Genomic DNA, 13,966 nt, shown 5'->3' with positions numbered 1-13,966 from the left:
AAGGTCAACTTCGCCGCCGACTCACCGATCCGCACCTGGACCAGTTACCCGGTCAAGGCTGCGTGACAAGCCACTAGTTGCAAGAATCACGAGCTCTTGCCCGGATCACGGCCTCACCGCCGACCTCCGAGCCCGGTCGAGGCGTGGAACGACAGCCCGGCTCTTCGATGCAGCCCGCTAGTTCGTTCAACGCCGCCTGCCGACCTGCATCGACAGCTGCGCGAAGCAGGCGCGGGTGTCGCTCGGTACGTCCGATCCTCGCGCTGCCGATCGGGGGGCGGATCTGCAAGGTCGCGGGGTGCGACGTCAGAAGCTGCTCCTCCTCCGCTCTGATGGCCTCGCGGCGCAGCCACGTCTCGAGGGCACCTGGAGCGCGCCGAGCGAACCATCGCGCCATCACCAGACGTTCGCCACGGGACGGCGCTGATGCCGTCTCGTCCGTACGTCGAGTGCGAAGCGCGACGATGTGCGTGGCCTTCTGAGCGAGTGCCGTCCGTACGGGGACCGCCTCGCTCACCCCGGCGTCGACGAACGGTCGCCCGTCGATCTCGATCGGATCACCTGCGAGAAGCGGCATTGCAGTCGACGCGCGGAGTGCGGCCTGCAAGCTGGTCTGGTCACGGATCTGCTCGTGCAGATCGACGGCCTGGCCGGTGAGGGCATCCGTGGCGATCGGGTGGAACTCGACGGTGCTGTCGAGGATCTCCTGGAACCCCATCGGCATGATCTCGGTGTACACGGTGTGGACGAGGAAACGAGTGTCCACGATCGGCTGCCGGCGCAGTGCGCGCCTCGGGTCGATGGTCGTCCGCATGATGATCGGGTCCCACCACGCGTGCATGCTGCTTTCAGCGCGACCGCACAGCAGCCACGCTGCGTTCAGCGCTCCCGCGGAGCTGGCGTAGACGGCATCGAACATCGGCAACAGCCCCAGTTGTTCGATAGCGATCGCCATGCCGCTCGAGTAGGCGCCGCGAGAGCTTCCGCCTTCGACCAGCAGCACCAGGCGCGCGTCGTCGCTGCGATGTTCAGGAGTACTTCGTTGTTGCCTGCGGTCACGCAGCAGCTGAAGGACGGTGTCGGTCACCGTTGGAGTCTCCGCCCCGCTCACGATGTCCAGTGGGCCGACCTTGTCTATCTCGCGATCGGACCGACGGCGGTTGCGTACCTCTTCTACTACCGCGGGCTCCGCTCGGTGACCCCCGTCACCGCCACGATCAGCATGTTCGCGGTGCCCGTTCTCGGAGCGATCTCTTCCTCGGCGAGTCCGTTACCGCGATCCAGGCCATCGGCGTGCTGATCACACTCGTCGGCACGCTACTCGCGGTCGCTCAGGGCCGGCGGAGGGGGCGGCCCACAACAGCCCGGCAGCAACCGCAGCCGGCCACCCGCACGGAGGCGAGCGTCGCGGCCGACCGGCCGCGACACGCGCTCCGGGGCGAGCGGAAAGGTCGATCCGATCGAGCAGCCGCGCACGACATCGGTGCGCGGCGAACCAGGGCAGGCCGTGCCGTCAGCGACCGAGAGCCTTCCGCAGCACCGCTATCGCCTGCTCGACGGCCGCTGTCACCGCGTTGGTGTTGCGGAGGGGGTTGAGCATCATGAAGTCGTGGATGGTCCCGTTGTAGCGCACGCTCGTGGTCGGCACGCCGGCTTCGGTGAGCCGGCGTGCGTAGGCCTCGCCCTCGTCGCGTAGCACGTCGTTCTCGTCCACGATCACGAACGTCGGGGGCAGGCCGGCGAGGTCCTCGAGGCTCGCGCGCAGCGGTGACGCGGTGATCTCGGCGCGCTTGTCCTTCTCGGGCAGGTAGGCGTCCCAGAACCAGGCCATCGACTCGGCGGTCAGGTACGGGCCGTTGGCGTAGGTGCGGTAGCTCTCGGTGTCCTGTCCCGCGTCGGTCACGGGGTAGTACAGCGACTGGTGCAGGAAGGTCACGTCGCCCCGCTGTTTCGCGAGGATCGCGAGCACGGCTGTCATGTTGCCGCCGACCGAGTCGCCGGCCACGACGAGGTTCGACGCGTCCAGGCCTTCTGCGGCGCCCTCTCGGGTGATCCATTGGGCGGTGGCGTAGGCCTGTTCGATGGCCACCGGGTAGCGCGCCTCGGGGGACCGGTCGTACTCGACGAACACCACCGCCGCGTCGGCGCCGACGGCGAGCTCGCGGATCAGTCGGTCGTGGGTCGCGGCGTTGCCCAGGATCCAGCCGCCGCCGTGCACGTAGAGCACGGTCGGCAGCGCACCCGTCGCGCCGACGGGTTTGACGATGCGGACGCGCACGTCGCCGACCTCGGCCGGCACGGTGATCCACTTCTCGTCGATGTCGGGCTTGTCGATCGACGCGGCCTGGATGTCGTCGAGCAGCTTTCGCGCGCCGTCGGGGCCGAGCTCGTGCAGGAACGGCGGCTTCGAGGTGGCGTCGGCGATCTCCTGGGCAGCCGGTTCGAGAACGGGCTTGTTCATGTCGGGTCTGTCCCTTCGTCTTCTCAGCGCATGCCCGGCCGGTCAGGCACGATGGTCCGCCCGCGAGATTCGACGCTGAAGCAGCGAGCGTGCGGGTCGGCGAGGAAACGTCTTCCTGACCGAGCCACCCCGGTCTACCGCACCGGGCCACCTCGGGGCGGGCGTTTTCTCGTCACCGGGGAGACATTTCATCCTCGTGGGTTGCGGGAGCGGATCCGGAGTGGCAGTGCTCGCGGCGCCAGTTGCCGGGCGTCATCCCGTACTGCCGCCGGAACGCCCGCTCGAACGTCCTGCGTTCGACGAATCCCACCGCAGCCGCGATGTCCGTGGTCCCGAGCCAGGCGCACCGCGGATCGGCCAACATCGCCTGTGCGGCGAGCAGCCGTTGCTCGCGCAGGTAAGCAGCAGGCGTGGTCCCGATCCGTTCGAACAAGGTGTACACGTGACTGACCGACACGTTGTGCCGCCGCGCCAGTTCCTCGACCTGCAGGTGCGGGTCGGCCGAGTGCTCACGGAGGTGTCTGAGCATCATCTCCAGCAGTACCTCCGCAGAGCCCTCACAGCCCGGTACCGAGGGGACGACGTCTCGCAGCGCCATGGCGAGCAGGTCGATCGCGGCGTGCCCGGCGTCCAGCCGCTGCGGCGCGGTGAGGCCGTCGGCGATCTTGAACAACTGACCGAGGTAGGCACCCAGCATGTTCGTGGCCGGGGTTACAGGATCCATGATGCGCGCGCAGGCCTCGGAGATCTCGGCGGTGCGCAGCGGCAGCAGTTCACGGGAGAAAGTCAAGGTCAGTTGCCGGTTCTCGGTGTGGGCGGCCCACTTGTAGGCACTACGCGCCTCGGCCAGCACCGCCGAACCGGTCGCGAGGTCCGCGAAACGGTCGCGCTGGAGCATGTGGCTCCGGCTGGCCACCTGCACGGTGAAAATCATCCGACTTCCATCGGACGAGCTCGCCGCCATCTGTTCGGTCCGGGCAGCCGATCGCGGCCCCCAGCGCGTCAACGAGAGTGACAGGCCCTTGTCCAGTTCCTGCACCGCCACCCGCCCGCGAAAGTCGGGACCGCTCCGGACGATCACCGGTATGAAGAACTCACCGAGGACGTCTTCGAACTCCGCACCGGAGAAATCGTGAATCCGCACGGGCCCGAGGCTAACCCGCAGCATTGTACATAGCAATTATCCGCATTCTGACCGGCGTAAACAGCGACAACTCCATGGACCGTCATCTACACTCCGCTCGGCCCTCGCGTCCGACGCACCGCGTCCCGTCTCCTGGACGTGCTGACCACCCTCCCACCCTCCTCGTCACGGCTGCGATGACCGGGCAGACCATCGTCGTACTCGACTGCCCACACCGGGCCGGCCCGGCTTCACTGGTGATGTTCGAGTTCGACGATCGGTATGCCCGATTCGAGATCGGCGAACATCAGCCGAAATCGTACAGATCTACCGCTACTCCCCCAGTCCTTGCGAAATCCCGATGTAGCCCGCGTTACGAGCCTCGGGTCGCCCCCGCCGCCCGACAATAACCCTCAGGGGGCATCTTCTTCGGCTCCCGAGGCATCGGCTCCGGTGCCGTCAGGGCCATGGAAGACGCAGCCACTTCCCTCGATGACACGTGATCGAATCGCGGGGCTTCGGCCGCGTCCTCACCCCGGCAGACCACAGGGCCGGCGGAGAAGGTGGGCAACCCGGGAAACGGGAGATACCGATCGTGAGTAATTCCGGAACAGCAACTCATCTCCGCGAAGAAGCGACCCCGTAAAACGGGGCGGCGCTCGCAGGACGAGGGTCCTGCGAGCGCCGCGGTTACCCGGACGAGCCGCCTCCTGTGTCGGCGGGGATCGGTCGATCGCTTCGCGCACATCGAGCACGATCCGCCACGCCGGACACGGCGTCCGACGACCTAACCGGGAGTAGTTGCGCTCACCGGTCCAGCCACGTCGTGGCGAAGAAGATGTCGCGGCCGATGGTCCGGTCGATTCCCTTCACCTCCGGTTTCGTGATCGTCGACGCATAGCTGCGGCTGAGGAACAGGAGCCCGATGTCCTCGTTGACCAGCCGCTCGACCCCCTGGTACGCCTTCGTCTTCACGCCGGGGTCGAGAGTGGACGCAGCCTCGGCGAGCAGCCGGTCCACCTCCGGGTTGGAGTACTTCCCGAAGTTGATCGCGCCGTTCGTTCCCAGCAGGCGCGCGATGGCCGGGAACGGGTAGTCCACCGGAGCGAGGTTGCTGATCAGCTGGAAGTCACCGCCCTGCAGCACCCGGGACGTGAACTCGGCCAGGTCGAAGAACTCCACGTCGACCTGCATCCCGACGGCGGACAGCTGCGCCTGCACGAACTCGCCGAGCGAGACCTCGCTGCGACTGGTCGTGAACGTGATGTGCGGGCTGCCGCCGTCCGCCACGTACTCCTGGACCAGCCGGCGAGCCTGCTCCGGGTCGTACTGCGGCCAGAGGTCCGACGCGGCCTCGGTGTGATAGGGGCTGCGGGCCTCGAAGAGGCTGTCGGAGCCGACCAGTTGGTTGCCGTACTGGCTCGCGGCCAGGGCCCGCAGGTCGATCGCGCGCACGGCCGCCTCTCGCATGCGCCGGTCGTCGAACGGCTTGCGGGCGAAGTTGAAAGTGAAGAAGAACCCCGCGCTTCCCGGCCCGTAGTAGACGGTGAACTTCGGGTCGACGTAGGCCCGGACCAGCTCGGTGTTGTAGCCGCCGTAGATCAGGTCCACGTCCCCGTTGACCATCGAGGCGTAGCGGGTCTCGGTGTCCGACAGCGGCCGGAACTCCAGCCCGTCCAGGCGCGGCAGGCCCGGCTGCCAGTAGTGCTCGTTGCGGGTGAGCTCCATCCGGTTGTCCCGCTGCCAGCTCGTGACCTTGAACGGGCCGGCCCCGACCGGGTGGTTGCCGATGTCGTCGCCGTACTGCGCGAGCGCGGCGGGCGAGATGATCATTCCCAGCGTCCCGGCGAAGATCGACCCGGTGAACACCACCGGGAAGTCGCCGAGCGGCGCCGCCAGCGTGAACTCGACGGTGAGCGGGTCGAGGGCTCTCATCGCGGTGATCTGCTTCGCGTACACGGCCGCGGGCGAGGCCGGCGCGTCGATGTGTCGCTGGGTGTTGACGATCACCGCGTTGGCGTCCAACGGCGTCCCGTCGGAGAACAGCACCCCCTCGCGCAGCCCCATCACCCAGGTGCGCCCGTCGTCGGTGGTCTCCATCGACTTGGCGAGGTACGGCTCGACCTTGCCCTCGGGTGTCAGCCGCAGCAGCAGGTCGTACACCGCCATCGCCACCGCGTTGCCGTTCTGCACGGTCGGGTCGAAGCTCACGACCTCGCGGTCGTTGCCGATAACCAGGGTGCCGCCGCGGCGGGGCTCCCCTTCGGTGGCCGGATCGCCGCCGTAGGGGCGCATGGCCTGCAGCGGAGGCCGGCTGTCCCCGCCGCCCTGGTTGGCGCCGACGGCCCCGCAGGCGGCCAGTACGACCGCGGCCGCCAGCGCGGCGCACGCCCTCACCGCACGAGATCTCCAGAGCATCGGGTCCTCCTCGTCGAGTCCACCGCGGATCCGTTCCGAGCGTCCGCCATCACCGGCCGGCTGCCCCAACGGCTGCGCGCACACTTTCCTGGCGATACGTGCGCCCGCCGTCCCGTCTCGCGAGACCGAACCGACGCGAACCTGTGGCCGGCCCAGGTCGCGACCCTCGACCGTCCGCGCCGAGCGAGGGGCCGCCCGGGACGGTCCATCAGCGGTTCCTCGACCCTGCGGCCTCGAGAGCCCCACCCGGCCGGCCGCCCTCTGGCGGTCCCCGTCCCGCGGGCGAGGGCCGCAGCACAGGTGGTTGCGGCGACGCGCGCCGGGACCTGGACGGCCCGGGGGTGAAGGCCTGGTAGAACTGTCCGGCGGCGCGCGAGGGAGAGATGGGGCCTGTGGCGGATTCATTTGTTCACCTGCATGTGCACACCGAGTACTCGATGCTCGACGGCGCAGCGAAGGTAAATGCGCTGTTCGGCGAGGCCGAGCGGCTCGGCATGCCGGCGGTGGCGATGACCGATCATGGAAACATGTACGGGTCCGCGGAATTCTATCGCCGCGCGACGAAGAGCAGCGTCAAACCGATCATCGGTATCGAGGCGTATCTCGCACCGGCCAGCCGCCACATCAAGAAACCCATATTCTGGGGTCAGGCGTCGCAGCGCGGTTCCGACGAGTTCGGCGAGGGTGGCGACGTCTCGGGCGCGGGCGCGTACACGCACATGACGATGCTGGCTCGCAACGCCACGGGCCTGCGCAACCTGTTCAAGCTCTCCAGCCTTGCTTCGTTCGAGGGTTACTACCGCAAGCCGCGCATGGACCGCGAACTCGTCGCGGAACACGCCGAGGGGATCATCGCGACCACGGGCTGCCCGTCCGGGGAGGTACAGACCAGGCTGCGTCTCGGCCAGGAGGAAGCAGCGCTACAGGCGGCGAGCGACTACCGCGACATCTTCGGGGCCGAGAACTTCTTCCTCGAGCTCATGGACCACGGCCTCCCGATCGAGCGCTCCGTTCGTGAGGGTCTCCTCGGGGTCGCGAAGAAACTCAACCTGCCGCCGCTCGCCACGAATGACTCGCATTACGTCACACAGGATCAGGCCGAAGCGCATTCCGCTCTGCTGTGCGTGCAGTCGGGCAAGACCCTCGATGATCCGAACCGATTCAAGTTCGACGGCGACGGCTACTATCTCAAGAGCGCGGCGGACATGCGCGAATACTGGGACAAAGAAGTCCCTGGCGCGGCCGACAGTACGCTGCTGATCGCTGAACGCGTCGAATCGTACGCCGAGGTCTATGCCGAGATCGACCGGATGCCGAGATTCCCTCTTCAGCCCGGGGAGACGGAAGACGATCTGCTGCGCGCGGAGGTCGAGAAGTACACGCCGTCGCGGTTCCCTGACGGGTTGACCGCGGAGTACAAGGAACGTATCGAGATCGAACTGCGCGTGATCTCGAAGATGGGGTTCCCGGGCTACTTCCTGGTGGTCGGCGACCTGGTTCGCTGGGCCAAGTCACAGAAGATCGCCGTGGGACCGGGCCGCGGTTCGGCCACGGGCTCACTGGTCGCCTACATCCTGCACATCACCGACCTGGACCCGATCGAGCACAAGCTCATCTTCGAGCGATTCCTCAACCCGGAGCGGGTCAGCCCGCCCGACATCGACCTGGACTTCGACGAACGTCGGCGCGGTGAGGTGATGCGCTACACCGTCGACAAGTGGGGCGAGGAGAACGTCGCCCAGGTCATCACCTTCGGCACGATCAAGACCAAGGCCGCGCTCAAGGACTCCGCCCGAGTTCTGCACGGGCAACCCGGTTTCGCCATCGCCGACCGGATCTCGAAGGCACTGCCGCCGCCGATCGCGGCGAAGGACATCCCGCTGTCCGGCATCTTCGACCCGAGCCACGAGCGTTACGCCGAAGCCGCGGAGGTCCGAACCCTCTCCGAGACCGACCCCGAGGTCGGCAGGATCATGGGCACAGCACGCGGGCTGGAAGGCCTGGTCCGCAACGCCGGGGTGCACGCCTGCGCGGTGATCCTCTCCTCGGAGCCGCTGCTGGATGTCATCCCGCTGTGGAAGCGCGACGACGGATCGGTCATCACCGGATGGGACTTCCCATCGTGTGAGGACATCGGCCTGCTGAAGATGGACTTCCTCGGGCTGCGCACCCTCACCGTCGTCGACGACGCGGTGAAAGCGGTCGCCGCGAACCACGGCACCGAAATCGACCTGCCGACGCTCAAGCTGGACGACAAGAAGACCTACGAGCTCCTCTCCCGCGGTGACACGCTCGGGGTGTTCCAGCTCGACGGCGGTGGGATGCGGACGCTTCTCAAGGCCATGGCACCCACGCACTTCGGTGACATCGCCGCGGCGCTCGCGCTGTACCGGCCAGGCCCGATGGCCGCGAACGCGCACATGGACTACGCGGAGCGCTCGAACGGCCGGCAGAAGATCACCCCGATCCACCCGGAGCTCCAGGACGCGCTCGACCCGATCCTCGGCGAGACCTATCACCTGCTGGTCTACCAGGAGCAGGTGATGGCCATCGCCCAGCAGCTCGCCGGGTACAGCCTCGGCCAGGCCGACCTGCTGCGCCGCGCGATGGGCAAGAAGAAGAAGGAGATCATCGAGAAGGAGTTCGAGGGGTTCCGCGCCGGCATGACCGGCAAGAGCTTCTCGGAGGAGGCGTGCCAGACGCTCTGGGACGTCATGCTGCCCTTCGCCGGATACGCCTTCAACAAGTCCCACACCGCCGGCTACGGCCTGGTCGCGTACTGGACGGCCTATCTGAAGGCCAACTACCCGGTCGAGTTCATGGCCGCCCAGCTGACGTCGATCGGCGACAACAAGGACAAGTCGGCCGTCTACCTCGCCGAGTGCCGCCGGATGGGCATCAAGGTCCTCCCCCCGGACGTCAACGACTCCGACCTGTGGTTCTCCGCGGTCGGCGGCGACATCCGCTTCGGGCTCGGAGCGGTCCGCAACGTCGGCGCCAACGTCGTCGAAGCCATCATCGAGACCCGCAAGAACAAGGGCCGGTTCACCTCCTTCACCGACTTCCTCGAGAAGGTCAGCCTGGTCTGCTGCAACAAGCGCACCATCGAGTCGCTGATCAAAGCAGGAGCGTTCGACTCGTTCGGCCAGCCCCGCAAGTCGCTGCTCATGGTCCACGAGGACGCCGTCGACGCCGTCACCAACCTCAAGCGGCACGAGGAGCGCGGCCAGTTCGACCTCTTCGGCGGTATGGGTGACGAACCGGCGCCCGCCGAGCACTCACCGCTCGCGCACCTGAAGATCGACGACGAAGAGTGGCCGCGAAAGCAGATGCTCGCCTACGAGCGCGAGATGCTCGGGCTCTACGTCTCCGCGCATCCCCTCGACGGCACCGAACGGATCCTGCGCAAGCACGCCCCCCGGCCCATCGCCTCGATCCTCGACGACCCGCCCAAGGAGGGCGAGGTCGCGATCGCGGGCATGATCGTCTCCGTCGATCGCCGGGTGAACAAGAAGGGCGAGCCCTGGGCGATCGTCACGATCGAAGATCTCGACGCCGCCATCGAGGTGCTGTTCTTCCCGAAGTCGTACCTCGCGATGCACGAGGACCTCGTCGCCGACTCGGCCGTCGCGGTCAAGGGACGGGTGAACATCCGCGACGAGCAGCGCATGTCGATCTTCGCGTCGGGGATCATCACCCTCGACGTGGCCGCGGCGCAGGCGGGCATGGGAGAGCCACCGCTCGTGCTCAAGGCCGACGCGTTGAAGCTGGACCACGCGGTGGTGTCAGAGCTGAAGTCGGCACTCGTCGCACACGCAGGCAGCACTCCCCTCACGCTGGTGCTGTGTTACCGGAACCGGGAGACGCCACTGGCGATCGACGGATTCTCGGTGACGGTCTCCTCCGCCCTGCTGGGGGAGCTCAAACACATCCCGGGGATCGCGGTCGCGTCCTAGTGTCACCGGAGATCGAGGTCGACGCTGCCGGCGGGCGCTGCTGCCATCGCTGCGACGAGCCCTTGATGCTCGTCGCGCGCACATCGCATCCGCTGACACTCGCTGATGGCTCCCAGGTCGAGGGAACCCGCAGCGTGGGGCTCTGCGCCGGATGCGATCGCGACACCCCGGACGCACAAGGCTTGCTCGCCTTCTTCGCCGTCCACGAAACCGTCACCGACGAGACCGTGACCTCGGTGGCCGCGCTCCTCGCGGAGTGGGTCGACCGCGTCGCCGAGCACTCGATCCTGTGCGAGCAGGACGCCGGCGACGAGGTCGACACCTGACTCACGACGTGATCGTGTTCCGTGCCTCCGACGGGCCGTAGAGCGCGGCGATGTCCTGGGACTCGGCCCACCGGCTGTACGTGGGTCCCTGCGGCCAGCCTTCAGGCGAGTCCTGCCACACCTCCTGCCGTCCGTAGGGCAACAGATCGATCAACGCGAAGCTGTAGCTGAGCTGTTCGGTGCCACGACCGTTGGTGTGCCAGGTGCGATAAACAGTATCGCCGTCGCGGAGGAACACGTTGACAGCGAAATGGCCACCCGGAGGTGCGCCGACATCGGCGCCGAATGCACTGTTCGCCGTCGAATACCAGGTCATGGTGTTCCCGACCAGCCGCTTGTAGGCAAGTGCCTCGTCGATCGGGCCTTGGGTGACGATGACGAACCGGGCGTCGTAGTTGTTCAAGATGTCCAACCGAGCGTACTGCGAGGTCAACCCGGTGCAGCCCGAGCACTGCCATTTCTCACCCGGGAACCACATGTGGTTGTAGACGATCAGCTGCGACGCCGCGCCGAAGATCTCCGCCAGCCGGACCGGCCCGTCCTCCCCCTCCAGGGTGTAGTCCGGCATCGTGACCATCGGCATACGGCGGCGCTGCGCGGCGATCGCGTCGAGCTCGCGGGTCGCTGCCTTCTCCCGGGCGCGCAGCAAGTCGAGTTCGCGCTGCCACGTGTCGGCGTCGACGACCGGTGGTAATGCGTTGCTGGTCATGAGCTCCCTCACTGATCACGTCGTCTTCTCGGCTCGAGCTATGCCGGTACAGACCGTGCCCGCACGACGAACTCATCGGCCACTGCGTCAGGCGACCGACCAGATCCGGCGCGTCACGGCCCGACCCACCTTCCAGTACTGGAGTTGACGATCCAGAATCGGGGAGTTAGAAATGGAGCGAACGATCCAGTCATGACCGGAGGTAGGCAGTGGACGAGCTGTGAACGCCTACCGCTCACCATCCGTCGCGACCGTGATGCAGGCTGAATCCGGAGCCAGGAGCCGGCAGAGATCGGTGAGAGCCCGCACCAGCGAATCGTTCACGTACTCGCCGACCGCGCGCTCATCACGCCCGGGCGCTCCCCTTCGTCGCGCACCCGCGCTGCCCCGACGGCGGCCAGATCTGGAAGCTCCCTCGAAGGAGAAGTCATGACCCTGCTCAAGCCCGGCGACAAGTTCCCCTCACTGTCGGTGGAAGTCGCCGGTGGCGGCACGCTCCGGCTGCCCGACGCACTGAGCGGCCGCTACGGCGTCGTCCTCTTCTACCGCGGCTCCTGGTGCCGGTACTGCAACGCCCAGCTACGCGCCTTCGAACGCGCCCACGACAGTCTCGCCGAGGTCGACGCCGACGTCGTCGCGCTCTCGGTCGACGACGAGGCGACCACTCGCGCCCTCATCGACAAGCACCGGCTTCGTTTCCCGATCGGCCACAGCGCGGACGCTCACGCGATCGCCACGGCAACCGGGGCGTTCGTCAACGAGGAGCGCGGCCACCTCGAGTCCACCGGCTTCGTGCTCGACGAGACCGGCGCCGTCGTGGTCAGCGTCTATTCCAGCAACGCCATCGGACGGCTGGTCCCCGAGGACGTCGTCGGGCTTCTCCGCTATCGGCGGGAGCACGCAGGACGGCTGTGAGCCTCGGCCCGGCGGGACGGGCGATGTGCCGACCGCTTCCGTGCGCGTGCCGGGTCCAACCCCACATCCGACCAGCGTCGCGAGGACATTCGAGAGAGGACATCACACCACGTGGCCACCGTTGTCGCGTTCGACGTCAACGAGACCCTGCTCGACCTTCGAGCGCTCGACCCGCACTTCGAGCAACTGTTCGGGTCTGCGGCACTCCGCGCGCAGTGGTTCGCCCAGATGCTGCAGCTGTCCTTCGTCGGCGGCCTGACCGATCAGTACGTCGACTTCAGCACTGCACAACGGGCGGCCATGCGGATGCTGGCCCAGCGGCAGGGTGTCGCGGTCTCCGACGAGGACGTGCTGACGATGGTGGGCAGGATGGAGTCGCTGCCACCGCATCCCGAAGTGCCCGCGGCGCTGGCGAAGCTGCAGCCGTCCGGCCTGACCGCGGTCGCGCTGGTGAACTCCGTCGAGTCCGTCGGTGAGGCGCAGCTGACCAGTGCCGGCATCCGGGACTACTTCACGGCCGTGGTGTCCGCCGACAGCGTGCGCCGACTCAAGCCCGCCCGAGAGCCCTACAACGCCGTCGCGCGCCGGTTCGGCGTGCCGAACTCCGACGTGTGGCTCGTAGCCGCGCACTCCTGGGACATCTCCGGCGCGCTGGCCGCGCACTGCCGGGCAGCGTTCGTGGCGCGGCCCGGCATGGTCATGAGCCCGATCGGCGCGCAGCCGCAGATCGTCGGCAAGGACATCGCTGCGGTGGTGGACGAGATCCTCGCCGCCGAGGGTCGACCGGCATCGGAATAAGCCCGCCGTCCAGCACGAATGCGGCGAACAACGCCGCCATGGCCCTGCCGCACGGGCCACGGTCGAGCGAGTTGACGAACGCCGAGCCCGCCGACAGGGCTGACTCCAGCAGCGGGAACGAACGCACCGAGAGCGGGCTGGACGTCGGGCTTCAGTCGCGTGCGTCGTCCATCTCGTAGACGTCGGGGACGCCGCCGGCGGCGGTGTCGTGTTCCTCATCCGTACATATCCGGCGGTAGGGCCGGTTCCGCACCCGCAGCACGACAGTTGCCGGCAGCGCCGATCTTGACGTGGTCGTCGCGCTCGCTGCCGTCGCCGGCGACCACCCGGGGCCTTGACTAGGGAGGTCCCCGGCGCGAAGCGGGCCTGTCGGCGCGAAGGTGGCCGGGTGAGCCGAGAACCGGCTCCTGCACCCGAGCATCAGCAGCCGATGGGATGGAGAGTGGCATGACCCAGACGTTCGAGGATCGCAAGCTGATCGTCGTCGGGGGAAGCAGCGGAATGGGCCGGCAAACCGCGGCCGATGTCGTGGCCGGCGGCGGCAGCGCGGTCATCGTCGGCCGCGATCCGGAGCGGGTCGACGAGACCGTGACGACGCTATCGGCCACCGGCAAGGCCTGGGGTATCACCGCCGACCTCTCCGACCGGAACCAGGTCGCCCACGTGCAGCAGCGGCTCACCGACGAGCACGCTGACGCCACTCTCCTCGTCAACGCCGCCGGCATCTTCGTCCCCACGACGTTCCTCGACCACGACGGCGCCGCCTACGACTCCTACCTGGAACTGCTCCGCGCCACCTTCTTCCTCACGCAGACCGTGGTCCGTGGCATGGTCACGGCCGGCAGCAGCGGGTCGATCGTGAACATCGGCAGCATGTGGGCCCACCAGGCGATCGGTGCCACGCCGTCCAGCGCGTACTCGACGGCCAAGGCCGGCCTGCACGCCCTCACCCACAACCTGGCCATCGAGCTCGCCGGGCACAACATCCGCGTCAACGCCGTCGCACCCGCCGTGGTGGCCACACCCATCTACGAAAGCTTCGTCCCACCGGAGAAGATCGACGAAACGCTCCGGAGCTTCAACGGCTTCCACCCGCTCGGCCGCGTCGGGACCGCGCAGGACATCGCGTCGGCAATCACCTACCTGCTCTCCGACGATTCCAGCTGGGTCACCGGCACCATCCTCAACGTCGACGGCGGCGTCATGGCGGGACGCAACTGAGACCCCGCACACCGCGAGACCAGGCAGAAATGAACGCCA

General features: G+C 67.6%; 10 protein-coding genes. 5 read left to right on the top strand and 5 right to left on the bottom strand.

Going from position 1 to position 13,966, the window contains the following annotated elements:
* Window positions 1-73: 73 nt before the first annotated feature.
* The 4 genes from MMF94_RS34940 to MMF94_RS34925 form a co-directional block, all read right to left on the bottom strand.
* The gene (locus MMF94_RS34940) at window positions 74-1,087 is read right to left on the bottom strand and encodes a patatin-like phospholipase family protein (protein ID WP_241041732.1); all 1,014 of its coding nucleotides are present in this window, start codon (window positions 1,085-1,087) and stop codon (window positions 74-76) included.
* A 426-nt stretch (window positions 1,088-1,513) separates the two neighbouring features.
* A complete protein-coding gene (locus MMF94_RS34935; RefSeq protein WP_241041731.1) occupies window positions 1,514-2,461 on the bottom strand; it encodes an alpha/beta hydrolase in 948 nt (315 codons plus the stop codon).
* A 172-nt stretch (window positions 2,462-2,633) separates the two neighbouring features.
* On the bottom strand, window positions 2,634-3,605 hold the full coding sequence (locus MMF94_RS34930; protein ID WP_241041730.1) for a helix-turn-helix domain-containing protein: 972 nt from the start codon (window positions 3,603-3,605) through the stop codon (window positions 2,634-2,636).
* Between the two features lie 786 nt (window positions 3,606-4,391).
* The gene (locus MMF94_RS34925) at window positions 4,392-6,002 is read right to left on the bottom strand and encodes an ABC transporter substrate-binding protein (RefSeq protein ID WP_241041729.1); all 1,611 of its coding nucleotides are present in this window, start codon (window positions 6,000-6,002) and stop codon (window positions 4,392-4,394) included.
* Between the two features lie 392 nt (window positions 6,003-6,394).
* Between MMF94_RS34925 and dnaE the strand changes: the two genes are divergently transcribed.
* Both dnaE and MMF94_RS34915 read left to right on the top strand, forming a co-directional pair.
* Window positions 6,395-9,958 (top strand): DNA polymerase III subunit alpha, encoded by a 3,564-nt coding sequence (gene dnaE, locus MMF94_RS34920; protein ID WP_277398885.1) that lies wholly within the window; start codon window positions 6,395-6,397, stop codon window positions 9,956-9,958.
* Complete coding sequence (locus tag MMF94_RS34915) at window positions 9,847-10,284, top strand: DUF6300 family protein (protein WP_338104400.1); 438 nt, start codon at window positions 9,847-9,849, stop codon at window positions 10,282-10,284. Before dnaE ends, MMF94_RS34915 begins: the two co-directional genes overlap by 112 nt.
* Window position 10,285: 1 nt before the next feature.
* Here the strand turns inward: MMF94_RS34915 and MMF94_RS34910 are convergent, their stop codons facing one another.
* Window positions 10,286-10,993 carry a DUF899 domain-containing protein gene (locus MMF94_RS34910; RefSeq protein ID WP_241041727.1) on the bottom strand — a complete coding sequence of 236 codons (708 nt, stop codon included), beginning with the start codon at window positions 10,991-10,993 and terminating at the stop codon, window positions 10,286-10,288.
* 429 nt (window positions 10,994-11,422) lie between these two features.
* Between MMF94_RS34910 and MMF94_RS34905 the strand changes: the two genes are divergently transcribed.
* The 3 genes from MMF94_RS34905 to MMF94_RS34895 all read left to right on the top strand — a co-directional run bounded on the left by MMF94_RS34905 (window position 11,423) and on the right by MMF94_RS34895 (window position 13,927).
* Window positions 11,423-11,908, top strand: coding sequence for a peroxiredoxin family protein (locus tag MMF94_RS34905; protein ID WP_241041726.1), 486 nt, complete (start codon window positions 11,423-11,425; stop codon window positions 11,906-11,908).
* Window positions 11,909-12,019: 111 nt separating this feature from the next.
* Window positions 12,020-12,706, top strand: a complete 687-nt coding sequence (locus MMF94_RS34900) for a haloacid dehalogenase type II (RefSeq protein ID WP_241041725.1) — start codon at window positions 12,020-12,022, stop codon at window positions 12,704-12,706.
* Window positions 12,707-13,153: 447 nt separating this feature from the next.
* Window positions 13,154-13,927, top strand: coding sequence for an SDR family NAD(P)-dependent oxidoreductase (locus tag MMF94_RS34895; RefSeq protein ID WP_241041724.1), 774 nt, complete (start codon window positions 13,154-13,156; stop codon window positions 13,925-13,927).
* Window positions 13,928-13,966: the final 39 nt, after the last annotated feature.

The organism is Pseudonocardia alaniniphila, from assembly GCF_022524485.1.
GTDB lineage: Bacteria > Actinomycetota > Actinomycetes > Mycobacteriales > Pseudonocardiaceae > Pseudonocardia > Pseudonocardia alaniniphila.
The sequence above is the reverse complement of the archived record's forward strand: the minus strand, read 5'-3'. Positions and strand labels throughout refer to the sequence as shown.